This is a genomic window from Stenotrophomonas sp. CASM106, from assembly GCF_049384825.1.
Taxonomy (GTDB): Bacteria; Pseudomonadota; Gammaproteobacteria; order Xanthomonadales; family Xanthomonadaceae; genus Stenotrophomonas; species Stenotrophomonas muris.
Window position 1 is genome coordinate 82787 of sequence record NZ_JBMRFS010000008.1, and the last position, 23688, is coordinate 106474.

The following is a 23688-nucleotide window of genomic DNA, read 5'->3' on the forward strand; positions in this document are numbered from 1 at the left end:
CCTGTTGGTTGGGTAATAAGTACGAGCACAAGAATCGAACGCAGCGAGGCGGCGCCGATGTCGGCGGCTTCGTTGTGGGTTCGCGGTGGCGTGTTGTGATGCAACATGTGATCGAGAGAAACACAGCCGTTTTGGCGATGTCAACCCTCGCGACGGAATTCTTGTTGGTTTCCGTTGCATCCGGCGCAATCGCCTGTGGCACAAGGATGGTTGCCGCTGAAAGTGTTTCGGTGAACCGGAATTCACTCCTTTCAGGGCGGTTTTTGCGCGGAATCCGGCGGATCCTCGCCTTGCTGGGTGCGGACCTTGCACACCCACCCCAGGACCAACGTCCATGACCTCTGCCCGATACCCCAGGATGGCCGCAGCGGCGAAGATCGGGGGACCACCCTTCCATCGGAACCCGACCGTGTCCCGACGCCTTGCCCGTTCCCTGCTGGCCGCCGCTGTACTGGCCGCTGTGCCCGCACTGTCTTCGGCCGCCGACCGCATCACCGGCCACACCTTTGCCACCCGTTCGGAGGTGATCGCCCCGCATGCGATGGCCGCTACCTCGCAGCCGCTGGCCACCCAGATTGCGCTGGACGTGATGAAGGGGGGCGGTTCGGCGGTGGACGCGGCGATTGCCGCCAACGCCGCGCTTGGCCTGATGGAGCCGACCGGCAATGGCATCGGCGGCGACCTGTTCGCCATCGTCTGGGACCCGAAGACGCAGAAGCTCTACGGCTACAACGGTTCGGGGCGCTCGCCGAAGTCGCTGACCCTGGCCGAGTTCCAGCGACGTGGCCTGAAGGACATCCCGGCTACCGGCCCGCTGCCGGTCTCCGTGCCCGGCGCGGTCGACGGCTGGTTCGCGCTGCACGACCGCTTCGGCCGCAAGCCGATGGCCGACAACCTGGCGCCGGCCATCCGCTACGCGCGCGAGGGCCATCCCGTCGCCGAGGTGATCGCCTACTACTGGGACCGCTCGGTGCCCAAGCTGTCGCAGTACCCGGGCTTCAAGGAGCAATTCACGATCAACGGCCACGCCCCGCGCAAGGGCGAGATGTGGAAGAACCCGAACCTGGCCAGCACCCTGCAGCAGATTGCCGACGGCGGACGCGATGCCTTCTACAAGGGCGCCATTGCCCACACCATCGGCGACTACTTCAAGGCCAATGGTGGCTACCTGAGCTACCAGGACATGGCCGAGCACCACGGTGAATGGGTCGAGCCGGTCAGCAGCAACTACCGTGGCTACGACGTGTGGGAGCTGCCGCCGAACAGCCAGGGCATCGCCGCCCTGCAGATCCTCAACGTGCTGGAAGGCTACGATTTCTCGAAGATCCCGTTCGGTTCACCCGAGCACGTGCACCTGTTCGTCGAAGCGAAGAAGCTGGCCTTCGCCGACCGTGCGCGCTTCTATGCCGACATGGCCTTCCAGCCGGCGCCGGTGCAGAAGCTGATCTCCAAGGAATACGCCGCGCAGCGCCGCGCGCTGATCTCGATGGACAAGGCGTTGAAGGAAGTGCAGCCGGGCACGCCGAAGCAGCTGGAAGAAGGCGACACGATCTACATGACCGTGGCCGACGCCGACGGCATGATGGTGTCGTTGATCCAGTCCAACTACCGCGGCATGGGCAGCGGCATGGCGCCGCCGGGGCTGGGCTTCATCCTGCAGGATCGTGGCGAGATGTTCGTGCTGCAGAAGAACCATCCCAACGGCTATGCACCGGGCAAGCGGCCGTTCCAGACGATCATCCCGGCGTTCATCACCAAGGGCGGCAAGCCGTACGCCAGCTTCGGCGTGATGGGCGGCGCGATGCAGCCGCAGGGCCACGCGCAGATTGTGATGAACCTGGTGGATTTCGGCATGAACCTGCAGGAAGCCGGTGACGCACCGCGCATCCAGCACGAGGGCTCGACCGAACCGACCGGACAGGCCACGGCGATGACCGACGGTGGTGAAGTGAATCTGGAAACCGGCTTCCCCTATGAAACCGTGCGTGCGTTGATGCGCAAGGGGCATCGCATCGTGTTCGCCGATGGGCCTTATGGCGGGTACCAGGCGATCATGCGCGACCCCGAGAGCGGGGTTTATTACGGAGCTTCGGAGAGTCGCAAGGATGGGCAGGCGGCGGGGTATTGAGGTTTCCCGGCCACCGGGCGCAGCCCCCTCTGCGGTGATGGTTCAGCGATGCTTGGCTTGGCCGGGCGGGTGGATTGTCTGGGGGACGCCGTGAATACGTCCCTGTAGGCTCGGTCGCCGCATCCATGCGGCTCACGCCCCCAGCCAACCCACCCGCCCGGCCACGGACAGTTTCCGTGTCCGTCACCGCAGGAAAAGAAAAAGAAGAGCAAGAGCAAAGGCAACGGCAACAGCCGCGGGCTTTGGGTTGGGGTCGGATCCGTTTTCCGCAGGAAAACGGATCCGACCCCAGATTGATTTCGATATCTGACAGAAATTCATCCACGCATGGCGTGGATCTACCCGATCGCGGAAAACTGTAAGAGGTGGGGCGGTATCGGAGGGCGGGGTGTCAGCCGCATGGATGCGGCTGCCAAGCCCCCAAGGACGGGTTTACGGCGTCCCCGCCCTCCGATACCGCACCGCCAACCCACGGAATGCATGCCGTTGCTGTTGCTGTTGCCTTGGCTTGAAGCCTCTGCGGTGCAGGGCGCAGCCCTGCCCAAAAACCCTCAATGCAGCAGGGCAGCCACCGCGGCGCGGAACCCGTCCTGGGCCTGCCCGGACTCGGGTGCATGATGCAGCTGGCGCACCGCCCGGCCCAACCGTGCCGCCCCCACGAAGCCACAGCTCGCCTGCAACCGGTGCAACTGGCTGCGCAGCTGGCGCTCGTCGTGCTGGTCCACCGCCTGCTCGACCGCGTCGCGCACACCGGGCAACTCGGCCAGGAACAGCTCGCGCAGTGCGATCAGGTGGTTGCGCTGGCCATTGAGCGCGGCCAATGCCGCAGTCTCGTCCCAGTCCTGCACGGCCAGCTCGACCGCGGCCGGGGCCTGTGCCACGAAGATTCCCGCCGGGCTGTTGACCAGCGCGCGGCGCACGGCCTTCAGCAGCTGGTCGCGGCCCAGCGGCTTGACCAGGGTGTCGCTGAAACCGGCTTCGCGCAGGCGGGCGTGGATGGAGGTATCGCCGTCGGCCGTATGTGCCAGCGCCGGTGTGTCGGGATGTGAGCGGCGCAGCTCACGCAGCAGTTGCGCGCCATTGCCATCCGGCAGGTTGACGTCGATCAGCCACAGATCATGCGCGCCGGGTTCGGCACTGGCCAGGGCACTGGCCAGCGAATCTGCGGTATCCACATCCGCCGGTAACGTTTCCAACGCCGCCTTGAAAAAACCGCGGCTGATGATGTCGTCCTCGACAAGCAGGAAGCGGGGCCGTGCGGCCCGCGGGGTCATCTGCATCAGGGCTGCCTCCATGTCAGCTGGCCCAATCATCAAGCACGACGGCCACGGGCGCAAGCGGGTCCAGGCCCCGTCGGTCAGGATCTGCGACAATACGCCCCCATTTTTGCCCGCAGCCTGTTGCCACGTGGCCCGATCCCGTTCCCGCACTGACCGTACCCCATTCCAGACCGAGATCCTCGACCTCAGCCATGATGGTCGCGGTGTCGCCCGCCGTGAAGGCGAGGGCGGCAAGGTCACCTTCGTCAGCGGCGCGCTGCCCGGCGAGGTGGTGATGGCTGAGCAGACTGCCCGCAGCCGCCATTTCGACGAGGCGCGCACCCTGGAGGTGCTGCAGGCCTCGCCGCAGCGGGTGACCCCCAAGTGCCCCCATTTCGGCACCTGCGCCGGCTGCGTGCTGCAGCACCTCGACGAAGACCAGCAGATCGTGGCCAAGCAGCGCGTGCTGATGGACAACCTGGAGCGGATCGGCCATGTGAAGCCGGGCACCGTGCTCGCGCCGCTGGTCGGCGAGAGCTGGGGCTACCGCCGCAAGGGCCGTTTCTCGGTGCGCCGGGTCGAAAAGAAGGACAAGACCCTGGTCGGCTTCCGTGAACAGGATCCGCGCTTCGTTGCCGACCTCAGCCAGTGCCTGACCGTGATCCCCGAGATTGGTACCAAGGTCGAGGCGCTGTCCACCTTCATCGAGTCACTCGATGGCAAGCGTGACATCCCGCAGATCGAATTCATCGCCGGTGACCAGGCCGTGGTCCTGACCGTTCGCCATCTGCAGCCGCTCAGCGATGCCGACCGCGCGGCCTGGGCGGCCTTCGGCCAGCAGCATGGCTTCGTGATCTACCTGCAGTCCGGCGGCGTGGATACCGTGCGGCCGCTGGACGGGCAGGATGTGCCGCTGTCGTTCCGTCTGGCGCCGTGGGATGTCGAGCTGGCGTTCCGCCCGCTGGACTTCATCCAGGTCAATGCCAAGCTCAACGAGAAGATGATCGCCCACGCCCTGGACCTGCTGGAACCGGGTGAGGACGAGCGTGTACTGGACCTGTTCTGTGGCCTGGGCAACTTCACCCTGCCGCTGGCGCGCCGCGTGCGCGAGGTGGTTGGCGTGGAAGGCGATGCCGGCCTGGTGGCGCGTGCGCGTGAGAACGCCGAGCGCAACGGCCTGGCCAACGCGCAGTTCTTCAGCGCCGACCTGACCCAGGACCAGCGCAGCACCCCGTGGATGCGCCAGGGCTTTGACAAGCTGCTGCTGGACCCGCCGCGCTCGGGTGCGATCGAAGTGCTGCAGCAGCTGCCGCTGAAGCAGTTCAAGCGCATTGTCTACGTCAGCTGCCACCCGGGCTCGCTGGCGCGCGATGCCGGCTATCTGGTCAACGAACAGGGCTTCACCCTGGTCAGCGCCGGTGCCATGGACATGTTCCCGCATACCGCGCACGTGGAAAGCATCGCGGTGTTCGAGAAGCGCTGACAGGTTGTCATCACCCATCGCGCATAATGGCGCGATGGGCATCGAAATCGAACGCAAATTCCTCGTCAGCAGTGATGGCTGGCGCACCGCCGCGCATCGGGTGATCCCGATGGCGCAGGGCTACATCAACGACATGGGCGCGCTCGACCGCGGCACCCAGAACGCCTCGGTGCGCGTGCGCATCGAAGGCGACCACGCCGCGCTGAACCTGAAGTCGCGCACCATCGGCCATACCCGCCAGGAGTTCGACTACCCGATCCCGGTGGAGGATGCGCGCGCCCTGTTGGCGCTGTGCGTCGGTGGCCTGATCGACAAGCGCCGCCACCTGGTCGAACACGCCGGCCTGACCTGGGAGGTGGACGAGTTCCTCGGCGACAACGCCGGCCTGGTCGTGGCCGAAGTCGAGCTGGACAGCGCCGACCAGGCGATCGAACTGCCGGACTGGGTGGGTGCCGAAGTCACCGACGACGCGCGCTACTACAACGTCGCACTGGCCAGTCACCCCTATTCACAGTGGTGAAGCCCCCAAAAAAAGGGACGGAGGGGATTAGGTCGTCTTTACCCCAGCTGTGCTGGAAACGACTTAATCCCCTCCGTCCCCTTTTTTCGAGGGAGGCGGGCCCCATGTGGTGGGGATGAGAATCGACATCTACTCCGACGTGGTCTGCCCCTGGTGCTGGATCGGCAAGCATCGCTTCCAGCAGGGTGTGCAGTTGCTCGGCGCCAATGCGCCTGAACTCGATATCCACTGGCAGCCGTTCCAGCTGGACCCGGACGCGGACGCCACCCCGGTGCCGCTGCGCGAGGCCTATGTGCGCAAGTTCGGTGGCGTCGAGCGCACCGAGCAGATCCTCGGCCAGACCCAGACCACCGCGCGGGCCGAGGGCCTGCCGATGGATTTCAGCCAGGGCCAGGTGCGGGTGACCACGCTGCCGGCCCATCGGGTGTTGTGGCTGGCCGGCCAGCACGGCGTGCAGGATGCGGTCGGCGAAGCACTTTTCCGTGCCCACTTCGAGCATGGCCAGAATCTGGCCGATACTGCAGTGCTGGTGAAGGCCGGCGTGGCTGGCGGCCTGGACGGTGCTGAAATCGCGCAGATGCTGGGCTCCGACCGCGGCCTGGCCGAGGTCGAAGCCAGGCTGGCGCAGGCCCATGCACTGGGCATTTCCTCGGTGCCGACTTTCGTCATCGATGGGAAGTGGGCCATTTCCGGGGCCCAGCCGCCAGAGGCCTTCGCCAACGCCCTTCGCCAGATCGCAGTCGAACAGGGCGCCCCGGCAGCTTCGGCTGGCGGCGACGAGGCCTGCGGCCCGGACGGCTGCAAGGTCTGAGCAGACCGGGGGCAGCCCCCCGCGGGAATCCGACCCCGGGGTCAGATCCCCGCAGGGGCTCTGACCCCACACTCCCCTTCGTCTGACCCCTGCGCCTGTCGGCCGGTTCTGCGACAATGCGGCACTGCGCCATGCGGGCGCGCGTTGTGGAGATCGACCATGCTGCTGATCGGCGTTGCCGGCACCGAACTGACCGCCCAGGAACGTGACTGGCTGCAGCACGACGCCGTGGCCGGGGTGGTGCTGTTCAAGCGCAACTTCGCCTCGCGCCAGCAGGTGACCGATCTGAGTGCGGCGATCCGTGCCGCCGCCCCACGCCCGCAGCTGATCTGCGTGGACCAGGAAGGCGGCCGTGTGCAGCGTTTCCGCGAGGGCTACAGCGCGCTGCCGCCGCTGCAGGACATCGGCGCGCTGTACGCCGCCGACCCGCAGCAGGCGCTGGCCCTGGCCGAACAGCATGCCTGGCTGATGGCCAGCGAAGTACGTGCCAGCGGCCTCGACCTGAGTTTCGCGCCGGTGGTCGACCTTGGCCGCGGCAACCGCGCCATCGGCAACCGTGCCTTCAGTGAAGACCCGCAGGTGGTGGCCGCGTTCACCGCCGCCTATGTGCGCGGCATGCATGCGGTCGGCATGGCCGCCACGCTCAAGCATTTCCCCGGCCACGGCACCGTGCTGGAAGACACCCACGTCGATACCGCGATCGACCCGCGCGCGCTGGACGAACTGCGTGGGCAGGACCTGGTGCCGTTCCAGGCCGGCATCGCCGCCGGTGCCGATGCGGTGATGATGGCGCACGTGATCTATCCGCAGGTGGCGCCGGAGCCGGCCGGCTATTCCCCGCGCTGGATCCAGGACATCCTGCGTGGCGAGCTCGGCTTCCGTGGCGTGGTGTTCTCCGATGACATCGGCATGGCCGCCTCGCACAGCGCCGGTGGCGTGCCGGCACGCGTGCACGCGCATCTGGATGCGGGCTGCGACGTAGTGCTGGTCTGCCACCCGGAACTGGTCGATGAAGCCCTGCACGCGGTGCAGGGACGCTCCCTCAATACTGCTGCGCTGCTGGGCCTGCTTGGCCGCGGCGCGCTCGGCTGGGACGGCCTGCTGGCCGACGCCCGCCATGGCGACACCCAATCCCGTCTGCTTGAAACCCTTGGAAGAACCGTCTGATGCCCAACCTCACCATTTCCCAGGCCCTGGCCCAGGCTGACCTGCTGGTCGACCGCCCCACCATCGACAAGGCCATCGCTGGTATCGCCGACGCCATCGCGCGCGATTACAAGGGCGAGGTGCCGCTGTTCCTGTCCATCATGCATGGTGCGCTGCCGTTCGCCGGCCAGCTGGCGCTGGAACTGGGCGCGCGCGGCCAGGACGTGCAGTTCGATTACCTGCACGCGACCCGCTACCGCGGTGAAACCACCGGCGGAGACCTGGTCTGGAAGCACAAGCCGGCCACCTCGCTGTTCGGCCGCCGCGTGCTGCTGATCGACGACATCCTCGACGAGGGCTACACCCTGCAGGGCGTCCGCACCTGGTGCCTGGAGCAGGGCGCGACCGACGTGCGCATCGCCGCGATGACCGTGAAGAAGCACGACCGCGCACTGCCGGACGTGACCGCCGACTACGCCGGCATCGAGCTGCCGGACCGCTACGTGTTCGGCTTCGGCATGGACGTCAACGAGACCCTGCGCTGCGTGCCGGCGATCTACGCAATGAAGGAGTAACGGCGCAGCTGCCTGCGGCGCGTCTTCTTCCACCGCCGGCATCCTCGGGTGCCGGCGTTCGTCTTTCCATGGAGTGCTTTGAATGCAACAGATCGCCCTGGCCGTGATCGGCGGTACCGGTGTCTACAACCTGGCCAAGCTCGACGACGTGCAGATCCACGAGGTCGACACCCGCTTTGGCCGCCCGTCCGGCCCGGTGCGCGTGGGCACGCTGCTCGGTCATCGCGTGGCGTTCCTGGCGCGGCATGGCGAGGGGCACTCACTGCCGCCGCACAAGATCAACTACCGCGCCAACCTGGCCGCGCTGCAGCAGCTGGGCGCGCAGCGCGTGCTGGCATTGAACACGGTGGGTGGCATCACCGAAGACTTCGGTCCGCGCGTGCTGGCCTGCCCGGACCAGATCATCGACTACACCTGGGGCCGCATCAGCACGATCTGTGAAGAAGAAGGCACCGACGTGGTCCACGTCGATTTCGGCCACCCCTATACGCCGATGCTGCGCAGCAAGATCCTGGCGGCAGCGAAAGTGACCGGCGTCACGGTCCATGACGGTGGCTGCTACGGCGCGACGCAGGGCCCGCGCCTGGAGACCATCGCCGAGATCGCCCGCATGCGCCGTGACGGCTGCGACCTGGTAGGCATGACCGGCATGCCGGAGGCCGCGCTGGCACGCGAGCTGGGGCTGGATTACGCCTGCCTGGCAATCATCGCCAACTGGGCCGCCGGCTGCGGTGATGGCGAGGAGATTACGATGGCCGAAGTACTGGCGAACGTGCAGGCGGCCAGCAACGGACTTCCGGAACTGGTGGGCGAATTGGCGCGGGGGTGATTGTCTTCCCCGAGCAAGCTTTGCATACTCAGCTTGTGCGCGGGTTCAGCGTACACCACCCATTCATTGCATAAGGTCTCGCATCACCATGCCGAACGGTACCGTCAAGTGGTTCAACGACGCCAAGGGATTTGGCTTCATCTCGCCGGAGGATGGCAGCGCCGACGTGTTCGCGCACTTCTCCGCCATCAACTCCAAGGGCTTCCGCAGCCTGCAGGAAGGCCAGCGTGTCACCTATGACGTGACCCAGGGCCCGAAGGGTGCCCAGGCTTCGAACATCACGCCGGCCGAGTGATCCACTCGACAGTGCGTTGAAAACCCCGCTCCGGCGGGGTTTTTTTTGCGTCGCGACGGGCATTGCGGCGCTGTGGACAGGGTTCCAGGTGGCCATCCGGATTTGCGCTCGGGCACAATGCGCCGATGAAGGAACGACTGCGCATCGCCGTGATCGGCTACGGCACCGCTGGACAGGCATTGTCCATCCTGCTCTCCCGTGATGGTCACGAGGTGGAGATCTTCGAACGCGTGCCCTCGCCGGGGCCGGTTGGCGCCGGCTTCCTGCTGCAGCCCAGCGGCCTGCAGGTGCTGTGGCAGATGGGCCTGCTTGATGCCGTGCGCGCGCATGCGGCGCCGGTGCACCGTCTGTATGGCGATACGCCGTGCGAGCGCACGGTGATGGACATGCGCTATGACGGCCTGGATGCGCGCCTGCACGGCCTCGGCATGCAGCGTGGGGCGCTGTTCTCGCTGCTGGACGGGGCGCGTGCGGGTGCGGGCCAGCTGCATGCCGGCGTCACCATTGCCGCAGTGGATGCCGCACAGGGCCGCCTGCATGACAGTGAGGGCCGCATGCATGGGCCGTTCGACCTGGTGGTGGCCGCCGATGGTGCGGCTTCGACGCTGCGCGGCTCGATCGAAGGCGGCACCGGGCTGGACCGCGTGTATCCCTGGGGCGCACTGTGGTGCCTGCTGCCGGCCGAGGACTGGCCGCACCTGCAGGAGCTGCGGCAGCGCTACGTGGCCGCGCGCAAGATGATCGGGCTGCTGCCGGTCGGTACGCGGCCAGGTGATGACACGCCGCGCCTGAGCTTCTTCTGGAGCCTGCCACGCGCCGACTTCGAACGATGGCAGGCCGATGGCATGACGCCCTGGCTGGACGAGCTGCACGCGCTGTGGCCGCAGGCCAGCGCGCGCTTTGCGCATCTGCATGATGCCGGCCAGCTGGCGCGCGCGGTCTACCGTGACGCCGTGATGACGCGCTGGCATTGCGGCCGCATGGTGCTGGCCGGCGATGCCGCACATGCGATGAGCCCGCAGCTGGGGCAGGGCGTGAACATGGCGCTGCTCGATGCGCTGGCATTGCGCGATGCCGTGCGCGCACATGGCGGGGGAGGCGCTGCATTGCAGGCCTACCAGGCGCAGCGCAGGGCGCACGTTGCGGTCTACCAGCGCTGGAGCCGTTGGCTGACGCCGCTGTTCCAGTCTGATCGCGATGCCTGGGCAAAGGCGCGCGACGTGCTGCTCGGGCCGATGGGGCGCCTGCCGGGTGGGCGTGGCCACATGCTGCGCGTGCTCAGCGGTACGCAGCATGGCTGGTTCGGTTCGCTTGCGCTGGATCCGGCATTTGTCGACGCGTTGGCTGCAGGGGCGCAGATGCCTGGCATCAGCGCGATCACTGCGAATGCGTGAAGCGCGCTGTCACGCGAATTAACGGTTGCCTCACCGTGTATATGCGAGAAGTAGGTTGCACGCGATTGCGCGTCGCCCGTTTTCCTTTCCGTGATTGACATCGCGCGTGGCCCGGGCGGCGTTGCCGTTGCGGCCTGTCGCGGCCCGGACGTGCCGCCTGTTGTTGAAGAGGAGGACGCCATGTGGTTCGCGGTCGAGGAGCTGGAATCGGAAATCTGCAAGCTGCGCGGACTGTTGCAGATGCTGCACGAGGACCAGCCCGACGTACTGGAGGACGTGTTCGAATTCCATGTGGGCAGCTTGATCAGTCATGCATCGCCGGAGCACCACGGACGCATCCGCGCCTGCGCACAGGAGATGCTGGCGGCAATCCAGGCCTTGCCGCGGCGACGTGAAGTTGACACGCCTGAGTTCCAGTTGATGCCGCAGCTGGACATTCGTCCGGCCTGATTCAAGCCACTGGCAGTTCCACCAGGCCGTTTTCCACGCAGGCGATCATCTGTTCGCCGCTGGCGGGAGCAGGCACGATTCCGGCGGTGAACGCGGAAAAGGCCGGCAGGACCGTCATCCGCTCGCGCAGCCAGAAGGCCGGGAAGCGCCGGCGCAATGCGGGCAGTGCGACCTGCGGATGCAGGTGGCCTGCGACCACGTGCCACGCCGGGTCTGCGCACGGTTCATGGCGCAGCAGGAACGGCGCCAGCCGCACCTCCTCGTGGATCTGCACCTGCAGCTGGGCATGCGGTAGCTGCCGGTCATGATTTCCGCGCAGGACATGCACGTCCAGTGCGGTGTTGCGTTCGCGCCAGCCGAGCCATTGCTGGTACCAGGCGGCGCGATGCGCCGGCCCATGCAGGATGTCGCCCAGGATCCACAGTTCGCGGCAGGCGTGCCTGTCCAGCAGACCCTGCAGGCGTTGCAGGTCTTCGCCGGTTCCGCCGCTGGGCAGCGCGATGCCGGCGCGGCGGAACACATCGGCCTTGCCCAGGTGCAGGTCCGCGATCAGCAGCGCCTGCCGCGCCGGCCAGTAGAGTGCGCGTGCGCCCGCCAGGGTCACCGGTTCGCCGGCAAGCAGCAGCGGTATCTCATCGGCCATGGCGACGTTCCAGTTGCTGGGCCGCGCGTTGCACGCGGGTACGCCAGTCCTCGTTGCTGAACTGTCCGCGCAGGCGTTCGGCCCACAGCGGAAAGCCCAGGGGCGTCAGCGATGCAGGGCGCTGCATCGACATGCGTCGCGCGCCGATCCGGACCAGCACCTGGCGCAGCCCCGGCAGGTCGAGGCTGTCATGCAGCACTTCGCGTTCGGCCAGCGCCAGCAGCAAGTGCTCGGGGTCATGCTCGCGCAATACGTCGTACAGCAGGCCCGCCGAGGCCTGCAGTTGGCGCAGCGATCGCGGCATGCCCCCCGGCAGGCTGGGTACCAGCAGGCCTGCGACGCGCGCGATGCCACGGAACTGGCGCCGCGCAAGCTCGCCCAGGTTCACCGCCGCACGCAGATCGTCCAGCAGCTGATCGGTGGTGAACAACGCATGCCATTGCGCCGCGTCCAGGTCGATCGCCTGCGCCGGTGCCAGCACCAGGCCGTGATCATTCACGGCATAGCCGATGCTGTTGCGTTGCTGGCGGGTGCAGCGCAGTGCCAACAGGGCGGCCAGCGCCTCGTGCACGTGGCGTCCGGCGAAGGGATAGACGAAGAGGAACTGGCCTTCGCGGCGGCGTACGTCTTCCAGCAGCAGGTGGTCCGGGCCGGGAAGCGCCGACACCTGCTGCTGAAGTGCCAGCAGCGGTGCCAGCCAGCGCGCTTCCGCACTGTCGTCGGCGCCTGACAGCACCGACTCCAGTTCGCTGCCGAGTGCCATCGACAGCGGCAGCTGGCCTCCCTGCCAGCGGGGCACGACACCTTCACCGCGCCCTCGTGCCAGCCGCACGAAGGCGGTCATGTCGCGCAGCTGCACCAGCTCCAGCAGGCGCCCGGCGAACTGGAAGCGGTCTCCGCGGCGCAGGCGGCTGGCGAACTGTTCCTCCACGGCGCCGAGGCCGGCCCCGCGCAGGAACTGCACGCGCACGCTGCCATCGCTGCTGATGGTGCCGATCGACAGCCGGTGGCGTAGTGCCTGGCGCCGGTCGTGCATCCGGTAGCGGCCATCGACGTCCTGCACGACCTTGTGGAAGTCAGGGTACTGGGCCAGGGCCTGGCCCCCCTGCACGATGAAAGTCAGCACGGCCTGCCACTGGTCCTCGGCCAGGGATGCGAACGCATGGGTGCGCCGGACCTGCGCCAGCAGCGCATCACCGTGGAATCCACCGGCCAGGGCACGGCTGACCGCATGCTGGGCCAGAACGTCCAGCGACAGCATCGGCGGCCTGCGTGCTTCGACCACGCCTTCGGCCAGTGCGCGACGCACGGCTGCGTACTCGGCCAGTTCCAGCGCATGGCTGGGCACGCACAGGATCGCGCCACTGGCACCGGGACGATGGCGCGCACGTCCGGCGCGCTGGCGCAGGCGCGCGACGCCCTTCGGGCTGCCCAGCTGCAGTACCTGTTCGACCTCGGGAAAGTCCACGCCGAGGTCGAGGCTGGAGGTGGCGACCACGCAGCGCAGCGTTCCTGCACGCAGCCCGTCCTCCACCTGCTGGCGCAGCGCCGGATCCAGCGAACCGTGGTGCAGCGCAAGCGTGTCGTGTTGCTCGGGCCAAACCGACGCCAGCGCCTGATGCCACAGTTCTGCCTGTGCACGGGTGTTGGTGAAGAGCAGGCTGCTGCGTGCCTGCATCAATGCGTCCAGCACCCGCGGCAGTTGGGCCAGGCCCAGGTGCCCGGCCCAGGGAAAGCGTTCACCGGGTTCGGGCAGCAGGCTGCGCACCGTGGTCGCACGCGGGCGCACGCCCTGCACGATCGGCGCGTCGGGCTGTCCGGGCAGCAGCACGTCGCGCGCCTCATCCAGATTGCCCAGCGTGGCCGACAGCCCCCACAGCTGCAATGCAGGCGCGGCATCGCGCAGCACGGCCAGATTCAACTGCAGCAGGACGCCGCGCTTGTTGCCCAGCAGTTCGTGCCATTCGTCCACCACCACGCAGCGCAGCTGGCGCATGCGCGGCAGCGTATCCGGATAGCTCAACAGCAGCGCCAGCGATTCCGGCGTCGTGACCAGTACGTCGATGCGGCCCTCGCGTGCCTGTCGTCGCTCGCGGTTGCTGGCGTCACCGCTGCGCAGGCCGACACGCCATCCAAGCTGCAACCCATCGACCACGGCCTGCAGCGCACGCGCGGTGTCGCTGGCCAACGCGCGCAAGGGCGTCACCCACAGCACCTGCAGCGGGCGTACCGCACCGGCGCGGCGGGGCGAAGGCGGTGGGTCGATCATGGCCTGCAGCAGCGGTCCCCCGAACATCGCCAGTGTCTTGCCGCTGCCTGTGGGCGTGTGCAGCAACCCGGATCCGCCGGCGAGATAGTGCCGCCACATCGCGCGCTGGAACGGCAACGAGCGCCAGCCTTTCGACGCGAACCAGTCTTCCAGCCGGCGTAGTGCCTGGCTGCGGTTCATCGCGCCAGCGCCTGCAGGGTAGCCAGCTGATCGGCCTCGCTGGCTGGCTTGTCGTGGCGCCAGCGCAGGATGCGTGGAAAGCGTACGGCGATACCGGACTTGTGCCGGCTGCTGCGGTTGACCGCCTCGAAGCCCAGTTCGAAGACGTGTTCGGGGCGTACGCTGCGCACCGGGCCAAAGCGCTCGCGGGTATTGGCGCGGATCCAGCGATCAAGCGCGAGGATCTCCTTGTCATCCAGGCCCGAATAGGCCTTGGCCACCGGTACCAGCGTGTCGCCGTCCCAGACGCCGAAGGTGTAGTCGGTGTACAACGTGCTGCGCCGCCCATGGCCGGCCTGCGCGTACAGGAGCACTGCATCGATGGTGAGCGGATCGACCTTCCATTTCCACCAGTCACCGCGGCGTCGCCCGGCCTGGTAGGGCGAGGCACGACGTTTCAGCATCAGCCCTTCCACGCCACGTTCGCGTGCCAGATCGCGCATCGCCGCCGCCTGCGGCCAGTCTTCGGCGGCAACGTCGGGTGAGAGCTGGATCCGTGCATCACCCAGGGCACCGACGACGTCGGCAAGCCGTGCACGCCGTTCCCGCAACGGCAACTCACGCAGGTCCGCGCCATCGTGTTCCAGCAGGTCATAGGCGAGCACGCGCACCGGCGTGTTGCGCAGGGTAGCCGCACCGGGCTTGCGGCGCTGGATGCGGGTCTGCAGCGCGGTGAATGCACGCGGCAGGTCCGTGGCTTCGTCCCACGCCAGCAGCTCTCCGTCCAGCACGCAGCCATCGGGAAGCGCCATCGCCGCCTGTTCGATTTCGGGGAAGCGACCATCCAGCCGCTCTTCGCCGCGTGACCACAATGCGACCTCGCCGCGCCGGCGCAGCAGCTGCAGGCGGATGCCATCCCACTTCCATTCCAGCAGCCAATCTTCGATGGGGCCGAGGCGTTCGGCAGGATCGCCTTCCAGTGGCGAGGCGAGGAAGAACGGGTAGGGTTGCTGCCGGTCCAGTGGCAGCTCATCCGGCGACAGCAGCTGGCCCAGCAGTGCGGGCGAGGGCACCCACTCGCCAAGCATGCGCTGGGCGATGCGCGCGATGTCCAGCCCGGACCACTCCGCCAGTGCCTGCTGCACCAGCCGCTGCGAGACGCCAACGCGCAGGGCGCCGGTCAGCAGCTTGTTGAACACCAGGCGTTCGCTGCTGCACAGCTGCTGCCAGCCCGCGACGACCGCCGCACGGCGTACCGCTTCGGGCTGGTTGGCCACCGCCAGCAGATGCTGTTCGATCCAATCCGCCAACGCACGGTCGGCGGCCGGCTGGGATGGATCATCCAGCAGCAGGGTCAACGTTTCGGCCAGGTCACCGACCTGCGCATAGCTGTCTTCCACCAGCCATGGCGGCAAGCCGGATTCTTCGGCAATCCAGGCGCGCAGTTCGCCACTGGCGGCGATCTTGCGGCGTGCGCCGCCCACCTTGCCACCGCTGAGCAGGTACAGCGCCCACGCCGCATCGTGCGCGCCTGCCTGGCGGAAGTAATCGATCAATGCCGCACGCTTGTCCAGCGTGGCGGTGCTGCGGTCCAGGCGCTGGTAGAGTGCCGCGAAGGCCTTCATTCCTCGCTCCCGAAATCGGTACGGAAGGCTTCAGCCGCTACGCCGCGCTCGCGCAGGAAGGGAATCAACGCATCGGTATTGCCATGGGTGGCGATCACCCGCTGCGCGCCGGTCTGTTCGATGGTCTGCAGCAGTGCGGGCCAATCGGCGTGATCGGAAATGACGAAGCCACGATCGACGTTGCGGCGACGCCGGTTGCCGCGCAGCTGCATCCAGCCCGAGGCGAAGCCCAGCTGGTAGCGGCCGAAGCGGCGCATCCACGGCGTGCCGGCGGCCGAGGGCGGGGCGAGGATCAACTGGCCGGCGGCATCCGGCTGGCGACCCTGCTCGGCCACCGCCAGCGTCTCCAGCATTGGCACGTTGGCCTGCCGATACACCTCCACACCATTGGCGATGGCACCGTGCAGCCAGGCCGGGCGATCGTCCAGCGGCAGCAGTTCGGCCAGTACCCGTTGCGCCTTGCCCAGTGCATAGCACAGCAGGATGGCAGCTTCGCCGCGCTGTTCGCATTCGCGGCGCCACGCCACGATCTCCGCAGCGACGGTGGGCGTGTCCGGCCAACGATAGATCGGCAGGGCAAAGGTGGCCTCGGTGATGAAGGTATCGCAGGGCACCACTTCGAACGGCGCACAGGTTGGATCAGGCTGGCGCTTGTAGTCGCCGGACGCCACCCAGACCTGCTGCCCGTCGTCGATGCGCACCTGCGAAGATCCCAGTACATGGCCGGCGGGATGCAGCGATACCTGCACCCGGCCCAGGCGGAACGGCACGCCCTCGGCATGCGCCTGCACCGGCACATCGCCCAGGCGCCAGCGCAGGATCGGCAGGCTGCCGTCGCTGCAGTGGTATTCGCCCATGCCCGGGCGTGCGTGATCGCCGTGGCCATGGGTGATGACCGCGCGCGGGACCGGTCGCCAGGGATCGATGTGGAAATCACCGGCGGCGCAGTACAGCCCTTCGGGGCGCAGGACCACCAGATCGTCGTTGACTGCCATGCGGTCACTGTGGCCGGCCGCTCGTGCACAGGGTGAGAATCGGCCTGAACACGGGCTTGGCAGGCGATGCGGCACAATCGAACCGCAGATCTCTTGCCGCCAGGACGGACCGGATGAGTGGACCCAGCTTCAGCAGCAATGCGCCCTACGAAACCCATGTGGTGCTGAACCAGCCGCCGTCGTTCGCGGGGCGCCAGTTGTGGACCGATGACGTGGCGCTGATGGAGGCGGTGCAGCGCGAAGGCGCTGGCGGCTTTGCGCCGCGGCTGGCGGTCTATGGCGCGCTGGCGGGTGACGAACTGTACCGGCTCGGCTTCGATGCCAACCGCGATCGGCCGCGCCTGCGCACGCATGATGCGCAGGGCCATCGCATCGATACGGTGGAGTTCCATCCGGCGTATCACCAGTTGATGGGCACAGCGAAATCGCACGGGGTCGCCGGGTTGTCCTGGCACGAGCCGCAACCGGGCGGGCACGTCGCGCGCGCGGTGTTGAGCTACCTGCACCACCAGGCCGAGGCTGGCACCAGTTGCCCGTTGACGATGACCCATGCGGCAGTTGCAGTGCTGCACACGCAGCCGCACCTGGCCGAGTGGGCGCGCAAAGCCGCAGCGCCGGTCTATGACCCGCGCGATGTACCGGTGGCGGACAAGGCCGGCATCACGCTGGGCATGGGCATGACCGAGAAGCAGGGAGGCTCGGATGTGCGCGCCAACAGCACGCGTGCTGAACCGATCGATGGCCAGCGCTATCGCCTGGTCGGTCACAAGTGGTTCTTTTCCGCACCGATGTGCGATGGCTTCCTGGTGCTGGCGCAGGCGCCGGGAGGACTGACCTGCCTGCTGATGCCGCGCCGGCTGGCCGACGGCGACCGCAACGCATTCCGGTTGATGCGCTTGAAGGACAAGCTTGGCGATTGGGCCAATGCCTCCAGCGAAGTCGAGTTCTGCGGGGCACAGGCGTGGCGCGTGGGCGAGGAGGGGCGGGGCGTGGCCACCATCATCGGCATGGTGATGATGACCCGCCTGGACTGCATGCTGGGCGCGGCGGCGGAAATGCGCATGGCGCTGGCGCAGGCGCTGCATCACGCACGTCATCGCCGCACGTTCGGCAAGCTGCTGGTCGAGCACCCGTTGATGACCAATGTGCTGGCCGACCTGGCACTGGAGTCGGAAGCGGCCACAGTGCTGTCGATGCGCATCGCGCGTGCGGTGGACCGGGCCGGCGTGGATGCCAACGAAGCCGCGTTGGCGCGTGTGGGGACGGCGCTGGGCAAGTACTGGTTGTGCAAGCGCGCGCCGGCCTTCGTCAATGAAGCACAGGAATGCCTGGGCGGCGCGGGCTATGTGGAGGAATCGATGCTGCCGCGGCTGTACCGGCAGGCACCGTTGAATTCGATCTGGGAAGGAAGCGGCAACACCCAGTGTCTGGACGTGCTGCGCGCGCTGGCGCGCGAACCGGAGGCGCTGGCGGCGCTGCGCGCTGAACTGGCGGCGGTGGCCGATCGTGATGCGCGCTACGCAGCGGCTTTGCAGCGGTGGGCAGCAGCACCGCCACCGGATGAGTCGCAGGCGCGGCTGTTCTGCGAGCGCACAGTGCTGTTGTTGCAGGCCGCGCTGCTGTTGCGTGCGCAAAGTCCGATGGCAGAGGCATTCGTGCGCAGCCGGCTGCAAGCGGAGCATGGGCTGGTGTTCGGGACCCTGCCGACGGGCGTGGATCTGTCGGCGATGCTGGTGCGCGCGCTGCCGTAGGAGCGCCCACCACGGAATCAACGGAAAAAACGCAAAGCGAAAAGCAGAAAAGCCGCGGCAGTGCCGCGGCTTTTCCTGTAGCGCCGGGCCCATGCCTGGCTGCCGGTACGCCTCAGTGCTTGGCTTCTTCCTTGGCGGCGTTCGCCTTCGCGTCATTGGCGACATCGCGGGCCTTGTCGGCCACCTTCTGTGCGGCGTTGGCAGTCGCGTCGCTGGCGTGTGCGGCGGCGTCGGTTGCGGCGTCCTTGGCCTTGTCGGCAGCGTTGGCGGTGGCGTCTGCAGCCTTGTCCAGCGCCTGCTGGGTATCGGCGGCGGCCTGCTCGGAGGCTGCAGCGGTCTTGTCGGCGGCGTCACGGGTAGCTTCTGCCGCCTTGTCGACGGCATCGCGGGCAGCCGCGCCGGCGCTGTCAGCGGCCTGCTGCGCGTCCTGCTTGGCCTGTTCGGCTTCCGGGCCCTTGCAGGCGGCCAGGGCCAGCAGCAGGGAGGCGGCCAGCAGGGTGGTGGTGATCGGGCGAATCTTCATGGCGGTCTCCGGTACTGCAATGGATGGGGACGCCAGCCTATTCATGCCGTTGTGAAGGCGGGGTCGCGATGCCCGCGCCGCGAGGTGGCAGTGGCGCAAAGAAAAAGCCGCTGGCGAACCAGCGGCTTTTCCGGAACAGCGTGAAGAAAGAAGTTATTACTTCTTGGCTTCTTCAGCAGCGTCCTTGGCCTGCTCAGCGGTAGCTTCGGCAGCCTTGGCAGCGTCCTTGGCTTCGCCAGCAGCAGCGTCGGTCGCGGCAGCAGCGGTGTTGGCAGCAGCGTCGGTCGCAGCGTCAGCAGCGGTGGCGGCGGTGTTGGCAGCCTGCTGGGCAGCGTCGGCGGTCTGGGCGCCGGCAGCGGCGGCCTGGTCGGCAGCAGCCTGGGCTTCGGTGGCGGCTTCGTTGGCCGAAGCAGCGGCGTCCTGGGCAGCTTCCTGCTTCGAGCAGGCGGCCAGGGCCAGAGCCAGGGACATCGCGACCAGCAGCTTGTTGATGCTCATTGTGTAAATCCTCGTCGTTAGAATTAGGCAACGCGCATGCTGCGCGCCGACAACATGATGACAAGCCAAGATTGGGTGTCAAGCGATCCCGCATTCATTTTTGCGAAATCATCGTTAAATCTTTTTAAATCAATTCGATGGCGATTGCCGTTGCTTCGCCGCCACCGATGCACAGGGTGGCAATGCCGCGCTTGCCACCGCGCGTGCGCAGGGCGTTGACCAGGGTCACCACCAGGCGTGCACCGGAGGCACCGATGGGATGACCCAGCGCGCAGGCACCGCCATTCACGTTCAGCTTGTCGTGCGGGATGCCCAGCTCACGCATCGGCGCCATTGCCACCACGGCAAAGGCCTCGTTGATCTCGAACAGGTCGATCTGGTCCAGCGACCAGCCGGTCTTGGCCAGCAGCGTGTGGATCGCGCCGATCGGGGCGGTGGTGAACCACTCCGGTTCCTGCGAATGGGTGGCGTGGCCGACGATGCGGGCCAGCGGAGTGATGCCACGGGCGGCCGCGTCTTCCTCGGTCAGCAGGACCACCGCGGCGGCGCCGTCGGAGATGCTGGAGGAACTGGCGGCGGTGACGCTGCCGTCCTTCTTGAAGGCCGGACGCAGGGTCGGGATCTTGGCGATATCCGAGCGCCCCGGCTGCTCGTCGGTGGCGACCTCGACGTCACCCTTGCGGGTGGCTACCTTCACCGCGACGATCTCGTCGGCGAACGCACCGTTGGCCTGTGCGGCCTGCGCGCGCTTGACCGATTCGATCGCGTAGGCGTCCTGCTCCTCGCGGCTGAACTGGTACTTGTCCACGGCGCATTCGGCGAATTCGCCCATGGCCTTGCCGTCATAGGCGTTGACCAGGCCGTCGTGGGCCATGTGGTCGACCGCCTGGAAGTTGCCGAAGCGGTTGCCGGTACGCGAGTTCGGCAGCAGGTGCGGGGCGTTGGACATCGATTCCATGCCACCGGCGACCACGATGCTGGCCGAACCGGCCTTGATCAGGTCATGGCCGAGCATGATGGTCTTCATGCCCGAGCCGCACACCTTGTTGAGGGTGGTGGCGCCGGTCGACAGCGGAATGCCGGCGGCGATCGCCGCCTGGCGGGCGGGCGCCTGGCCGAGGTTGGCCGGCAGCACGCAGCCCATGAGGACCTCGGAGACGTCGCTGGCCGGTACGCCCGACTGTTCCAGGGCGGCAGCGATGGCGGCCGCGCCGAGGGTGGGGGTCGGCACGCCGTTGAACTGGCCGAGGAAGGAGCCGATGGCGGTGCGCTTGGCGGCGGCGATGACGATGTTGGACATGGCAATCTCGTTGATGCGTAAGCAATGTTCGGAAAGGAGACCGCGGACGTTGGAAGCGCCCCGGTTTCCCGGCAGACTGCGTGGGGGTCGGCCCAAGTATAGAGGGTCGGGGAGGGCCGCCGCTGGGCGGCACCGCACGCCTGCCGGGATGTAGGCAGGTCAACGTTCATGGGAAGGAATCGATGGAACGCACGACGATGGTTAGGTCCGCGCTGGCAACGGCGCTGGCGATGGCAATGACGGCATGTGGCGGCGGCGGAGGCGGCGGCAATGTCCGCATCGATCCCCCTCCGACCACCCCCACACCCCCAACGACGCCCCCTCCGACGGCACCGCCTCCGGCCAAGCCGCAGGAACCAGCCTTCGACGCGCACCTGTCAGTGACCAATGCGCGTGCCGCACAGGCCGCCGGCCTGACCGGGCAGGGCGTGCGCATCGGCATCGTCGACTCGGGCGTGCAGCGCAACGCAGCGGCATTGAACGGGCGGGTGGTGGGCAACCTCAACTACATCGATCCGGCGCGCAACAACCTGCTGGTGGACGACGTGGTGGGCCACGGCACGGCGGTAGCCAGCCTGGCCGCCGGCGCGCCGGTGGGAACCTGGCCGGGCGGCATCGCCCCCGGTGCGCAGATCGTTTCGGCGCGGATCATCGCCGACAAGCCGCCGGTCGATGACGGCAGCGGCAAGGGCAATTCCTTCAGCGGTCCGCTGGGCGTGGCGCAGGTCCACCAGGACCTGATCAGCTACAACGTGAAGGTGATGAACAACTCGTGGGGCGGCCTGTACTGGACCGACCTGCCGACCACCGCGCAAGTGGCGGCCGAGTACCGTCCGTTCGTCATCAACCATGGCGGCCTGGTGGTGTTCGCGGCCGGCAACGATGCGCGCACCGAACCGAGCAGCCTGGCCGCCCTGCCCAGCCAGCTGGGCGTTGCCGGCTCGCTACCGGCGGCCGACCTGGAGCGCGGTTGGCTGGTGGCGACCGCAGTGGATCCCTATGCACCGGGCACGCTGGCCAGCTACGCCAATGCCTGCGGGCAGGCGGCGCGCTATTGCCTGGCGGCGCCGGGCAGCGCGGTCTATCCCGATGCCAATGGCAGCACCTACTACTGGAACTACGGGACGTCCTTCGCCGCCCCGTTGATCTCCGGCGCCGCCGCGCTGGTCTGGCAGCGCTACCCGTACTTCGACAACAACCTGGTGCGGCAGACCCTGCTGGGCACGGCCAAGGACATCGGCGCGCCCGGCGTGGATGCGGTGTTCGGCTACGGCCTGCTCGACATCTCGCGGGCGATCAAGGGCCCGGGCCGCTTCGACTGGGGTGATGTAGTGGCCAATGTCGATGCGCCATCGAGTGGCTCGCTGTGGAGCAACGACATCGTCGGCAGCGGTGGCCTGGTCAAGCAGGGCGGGGGCACCCTGGTGCTCGCAGGCAACAACAGCTACAGCGGCGCCACCCGCATCGAGCGCGGCATCCTGTCGCTGCAGAACGGCGGTGTCATCCGTTCCAACGTGACCATCCTCGGCCAGCCCGACCCGGATTCGACCGGCCTGCAGTTCAATGGCGGCACGCCGCGCGTGATCGGCAACGTGGTCAACGGCAGCAGCGTGTTCCTGACCACCGGCAGCACCACCGGCACCATCGAGGGCAACTACACGCAGCAGGCGGGTGGCCAGTTGATGATCGCGCTCGGTGCCAATGCGCTGCAGGTGACCGGCACGGCCTCGATCAATGGTGGCGTGCGCGTGCATGGCTTCGTCTCCGGCTACGTGCCGCAGAACGGCAGCCGCCAGGACCTGGTCCATGCGGCCGGTGGCCTGAGCGGCACCTTCAGCAGCCCGGCCTCCTCCAGCGGCCTGCAGGGCCTGTCGCTGCTGCAGAGCAGCTATGGCTATGACAGCAACACTGCCTGGTTGAACCTGACCCAGGTGAGCGTGACGGCGGCGGCGACCGGGCTCGCGGCCTCGGCGCAGTCCGCGGCGCAACGACTGGAAGGTGCGTTCAGCGCACTCGATGGCAGTCCCGCCCTGCAGGGCTCGGCCTTCGGCGCGGCGGCCGGTGCGCTGCAGTGGACCGGCGGTGGCAGCGAGGGCCTGGCAGCCAGCCTGCAGAGCCTGTCCGGGCAGGCGCATGCGCGGGCCGAGTCGGCCACCTTCGACAGCATCGACATGTCGCGCCGTGCGATCGCCGAGCGCTTCGATCGCGTGCAGGCGGCGCCGCGCCTGCGCGGGGCCTGGCAGAGCGCGCTCGGTGAGGCCGGGCAGGGCAGTTTTGCCGGCAATGCCGCCGACAGCCGTGGCTGGATGGCCGGCCAGGACCTGCCGCTGGGCAGCAATGGGCTGATGGGCGTGGCCTTTGGCGAGACCCGCAGCAATGGTGGCAGCAGCTTCGGCGGCGATCGTGGGCGTGATCGCCAGGCGCAGGCGCAGCTGTACGCCGGCTGGAACCTGGGCCGGGGCTATGCGCTGGCGCAGGTCGGCAGCGGCCAGTTCACCCGTGCGCTGGATCGCCAGTTGCTGCTGGGCGCCGGTGCCTATGGTGTTTCCGCGCGTTACGGCGGACGCTTCAGCAGTGCCAGCGTCGAAGGCGGCTATCGTTTCGGCCGCGCGGGCGCGTCGTTGACACCGTATCTGGGTGCCAGCACCACGCGCGTGGATACCGATGCCTTCAATGAGCTGGGTGGTTTCGGCTTCGGCCTGCGTGGCGACGCCAACCGCGTGCAGCGCAGCCAGATGCTGGCCGGTATCCGCGGCGAGCGCGGCTGGGGGCGCTGGACGCTGCGCGGGCACGCCGAGTGGCAGCAACGGCTCGACGGTGCCGATGCGGACTGGCAGGCCAGCTTCGTTGGTGTCGATGCCTGGGCACCCCTGGCGGGATGGGACGCACCGCGTGGCAGTGCGCTGTTCGGCGTGGCGCTGGAGTCGTGGTGGGGCCGCAATGGCCGCCTGAGCCTGGGCTTCGACCAGCGCGTCGGTGGCGAGGGCGCGCGCCAGGCGGCGCTGCGCTACAGCACCGGGTTCTGAGCGGGAGGT

Annotated in this window: 20 protein-coding genes; 12 read left to right on the top strand and 8 right to left on the bottom strand. The window is 67.8% G+C overall.

All coding sequences use genetic code 11. The annotated features are described in order from the left end of the window. The first annotated feature begins 409 nt into the window (after positions 1–409). A complete protein-coding gene (gene ggt / locus VG556_RS17620; RefSeq protein ID WP_100450920.1) occupies positions 410–2128 on the top strand; it encodes a gamma-glutamyltransferase in 1719 nt (572 codons plus the stop codon). Positions 2129–2679: 551 nt separating this feature from the next. Here ggt and VG556_RS17625 read toward each other — a convergent pair. Further along, the gene (locus VG556_RS17625; RefSeq protein WP_014647994.1) at positions 2680–3408 is read right to left on the bottom strand and encodes a response regulator; all 729 of its coding nucleotides are present in this window, start codon (positions 3406–3408) and stop codon (positions 2680–2682) included. 127 nt (positions 3409–3535) lie between these two features. Here VG556_RS17625 and rlmD point away from each other — a divergent pair, with 127 nt between their 5' ends. The 9 genes from rlmD (at position 3536) to VG556_RS17670 (ending at position 10890) form a co-directional block, all read left to right on the top strand. Further along, entirely contained in the window at positions 3536–4870 is a 1335-nt protein-coding gene (gene rlmD / locus VG556_RS17630; RefSeq protein ID WP_053495771.1) for a 23S rRNA (uracil(1939)-C(5))-methyltransferase RlmD, read from the top strand. A 34-nt stretch (positions 4871–4904) separates the two neighbouring features. Next, positions 4905–5390 carry a CYTH domain-containing protein gene (locus VG556_RS17635; RefSeq protein ID WP_100450446.1) on the top strand — a complete coding sequence of 162 codons (486 nt, stop codon included), beginning with the start codon at positions 4905–4907 and terminating at the stop codon, positions 5388–5390. A 115-nt stretch (positions 5391–5505) separates the two neighbouring features. Then, positions 5506–6201: a DsbA family oxidoreductase gene (locus tag VG556_RS17640; protein ID WP_100450445.1), complete on the top strand. Its 696-nt coding sequence runs from the start codon at positions 5506–5508 to the stop codon at positions 6199–6201. A gap of 159 nt (positions 6202–6360) precedes the next feature. After that, positions 6361–7368, top strand: a complete 1008-nt coding sequence (nagZ, locus tag VG556_RS17645; RefSeq protein ID WP_049404721.1) for a beta-N-acetylhexosaminidase — start codon at positions 6361–6363, stop codon at positions 7366–7368. Then, complete coding sequence (locus tag VG556_RS17650) at positions 7368–7922, top strand: hypoxanthine-guanine phosphoribosyltransferase (RefSeq protein ID WP_014038078.1); 555 nt, start codon at positions 7368–7370, stop codon at positions 7920–7922. The genes nagZ and VG556_RS17650 overlap by 1 nt, the downstream gene beginning before the upstream one ends. 82 nt (positions 7923–8004) lie before the next feature. Beyond that, positions 8005–8751, top strand: a complete 747-nt coding sequence (locus VG556_RS17655) for an S-methyl-5'-thioinosine phosphorylase (RefSeq protein WP_100450444.1) — start codon at positions 8005–8007, stop codon at positions 8749–8751. Positions 8752–8839: 88 nt separating this feature from the next. Then, a complete protein-coding gene (locus tag VG556_RS17660) occupies positions 8840–9046 on the top strand; it encodes a cold-shock protein (RefSeq protein ID WP_005410590.1) in 207 nt (68 codons plus the stop codon). 125 nt (positions 9047–9171) lie between these two features. Next, a complete protein-coding gene (locus tag VG556_RS17665) occupies positions 9172–10440 on the top strand; it encodes an FAD-dependent oxidoreductase (protein WP_014647989.1) in 1269 nt (422 codons plus the stop codon). A gap of 180 nt (positions 10441–10620) precedes the next feature. Next, a complete protein-coding gene (locus tag VG556_RS17670) occupies positions 10621–10890 on the top strand; it encodes a hypothetical protein (protein WP_014647988.1) in 270 nt (89 codons plus the stop codon). 1 nt (position 10891) lies between these two features. On the opposite strand, the gene pdeM is transcribed toward VG556_RS17670, so the two are convergent. The 4 genes from pdeM to VG556_RS17690 are packed head-to-tail and all read right to left on the bottom strand — an operon-like array spanning position 10892 to position 16581. Beyond that, positions 10892–11533 (bottom strand): ligase-associated DNA damage response endonuclease PdeM, encoded by a 642-nt coding sequence (pdeM, locus tag VG556_RS17675; RefSeq protein WP_032959004.1) that lies wholly within the window; start codon positions 11531–11533, stop codon positions 10892–10894. Beyond that, positions 11523–13982, bottom strand: coding sequence for a ligase-associated DNA damage response DEXH box helicase (locus tag VG556_RS17680; protein WP_100450443.1), 2460 nt, complete (start codon positions 13980–13982; stop codon positions 11523–11525). Before VG556_RS17680 ends, pdeM begins: the two co-directional genes overlap by 11 nt. Beyond that, a complete protein-coding gene (locus VG556_RS17685) occupies positions 13979–15586 on the bottom strand; it encodes an ATP-dependent DNA ligase (protein ID WP_100450442.1) in 1608 nt (535 codons plus the stop codon). The genes VG556_RS17680 and VG556_RS17685 overlap by 4 nt, the downstream gene beginning before the upstream one ends. Further along, the gene (locus VG556_RS17690; protein WP_046431930.1) at positions 15583–16581 is read right to left on the bottom strand and encodes a ligase-associated DNA damage response exonuclease; all 999 of its coding nucleotides are present in this window, start codon (positions 16579–16581) and stop codon (positions 15583–15585) included. The genes VG556_RS17685 and VG556_RS17690 overlap by 4 nt, the downstream gene beginning before the upstream one ends. A 113-nt stretch (positions 16582–16694) precedes the next feature. On the opposite strand from VG556_RS17690, the gene VG556_RS17695 reads away from it, so the two are divergent. Continuing rightward, positions 16695–18332: an acyl-CoA dehydrogenase family protein gene (locus VG556_RS17695; protein WP_100450441.1), complete on the top strand. Its 1638-nt coding sequence runs from the start codon at positions 16695–16697 to the stop codon at positions 18330–18332. A 112-nt stretch (positions 18333–18444) separates the two neighbouring features. On the opposite strand, the gene VG556_RS17700 is transcribed toward VG556_RS17695, so the two are convergent. The 3 genes from VG556_RS17700 to VG556_RS17710 all read right to left on the bottom strand — a co-directional run bounded on the left by VG556_RS17700 (position 18445) and on the right by VG556_RS17710 (position 20653). Further along, positions 18445–18855: a hypothetical protein gene (locus VG556_RS17700; RefSeq protein WP_014647982.1), complete on the bottom strand. Its 411-nt coding sequence runs from the start codon at positions 18853–18855 to the stop codon at positions 18445–18447. A gap of 156 nt (positions 18856–19011) precedes the next feature. Then, a complete protein-coding gene (locus VG556_RS17705) occupies positions 19012–19353 on the bottom strand; it encodes a hypothetical protein (RefSeq protein WP_005418203.1) in 342 nt (113 codons plus the stop codon). Positions 19354–19477: 124 nt separating this feature from the next. Continuing rightward, a complete protein-coding gene (locus VG556_RS17710; protein ID WP_014647981.1) occupies positions 19478–20653 on the bottom strand; it encodes a thiolase family protein in 1176 nt (391 codons plus the stop codon). A gap of 182 nt (positions 20654–20835) precedes the next feature. On the opposite strand from VG556_RS17710, the gene VG556_RS17715 reads away from it, so the two are divergent. Continuing rightward, positions 20836–23679 carry an autotransporter serine protease gene (locus tag VG556_RS17715; protein WP_100450440.1) on the top strand — a complete coding sequence of 948 codons (2844 nt, stop codon included), beginning with the start codon at positions 20836–20838 and terminating at the stop codon, positions 23677–23679. The last annotated feature ends 9 nt before the right edge of the window (positions 23680–23688 follow it).

Coding starts and splice junctions, on each gene's coding strand:
- VG556_RS17625 (WP_014647994.1), bottom strand. CDS start 3,408: ATGCAGATGACCCCGCGGGCCGCACGGCCCCGCTTCCTGCTTGTCGAG.
- VG556_RS17635 (WP_100450446.1), top strand. CDS start 4,905: ATGGGCATCGAAATCGAACGCAAATTCCTCGTCAGCAGTGATGGCTGG.
- VG556_RS17640 (WP_100450445.1), top strand. CDS start 5,506: ATGAGAATCGACATCTACTCCGACGTGGTCTGCCCCTGGTGCTGGATC.
- nagZ (WP_049404721.1), top strand. CDS start 6,361: ATGCTGCTGATCGGCGTTGCCGGCACCGAACTGACCGCCCAGGAACGT.
- VG556_RS17650 (WP_014038078.1), top strand. CDS start 7,368: ATGCCCAACCTCACCATTTCCCAGGCCCTGGCCCAGGCTGACCTGCTG.
- VG556_RS17655 (WP_100450444.1), top strand. CDS start 8,005: ATGCAACAGATCGCCCTGGCCGTGATCGGCGGTACCGGTGTCTACAAC.
- VG556_RS17660 (WP_005410590.1), top strand. CDS start 8,840: ATGCCGAACGGTACCGTCAAGTGGTTCAACGACGCCAAGGGATTTGGC.
- VG556_RS17665 (WP_014647989.1), top strand. CDS start 9,172: ATGAAGGAACGACTGCGCATCGCCGTGATCGGCTACGGCACCGCTGGA.
- VG556_RS17670 (WP_014647988.1), top strand. CDS start 10,621: ATGTGGTTCGCGGTCGAGGAGCTGGAATCGGAAATCTGCAAGCTGCGC.
- pdeM (WP_032959004.1), bottom strand. CDS start 11,533: ATGGCCGATGAGATACCGCTGCTGCTTGCCGGCGAACCGGTGACCCTG.
- VG556_RS17680 (WP_100450443.1), bottom strand. CDS start 13,982: ATGAACCGCAGCCAGGCACTACGCCGGCTGGAAGACTGGTTCGCGTCG.
- VG556_RS17685 (WP_100450442.1), bottom strand. CDS start 15,586: ATGAAGGCCTTCGCGGCACTCTACCAGCGCCTGGACCGCAGCACCGCC.
- VG556_RS17690 (WP_046431930.1), bottom strand. CDS start 16,581: ATGGCAGTCAACGACGATCTGGTGGTCCTGCGCCCCGAAGGGCTGTAC.
- VG556_RS17695 (WP_100450441.1), top strand. CDS start 16,695: ATGAGTGGACCCAGCTTCAGCAGCAATGCGCCCTACGAAACCCATGTG.
- VG556_RS17700 (WP_014647982.1), bottom strand. CDS start 18,855: ATGAAGATTCGCCCGATCACCACCACCCTGCTGGCCGCCTCCCTGCTG.
- VG556_RS17705 (WP_005418203.1), bottom strand. CDS start 19,353: ATGAGCATCAACAAGCTGCTGGTCGCGATGTCCCTGGCTCTGGCCCTG.
- VG556_RS17710 (WP_014647981.1), bottom strand. CDS start 20,653: ATGTCCAACATCGTCATCGCCGCCGCCAAGCGCACCGCCATCGGCTCC.
- VG556_RS17715 (WP_100450440.1), top strand. CDS start 20,836: ATGGAACGCACGACGATGGTTAGGTCCGCGCTGGCAACGGCGCTGGCG.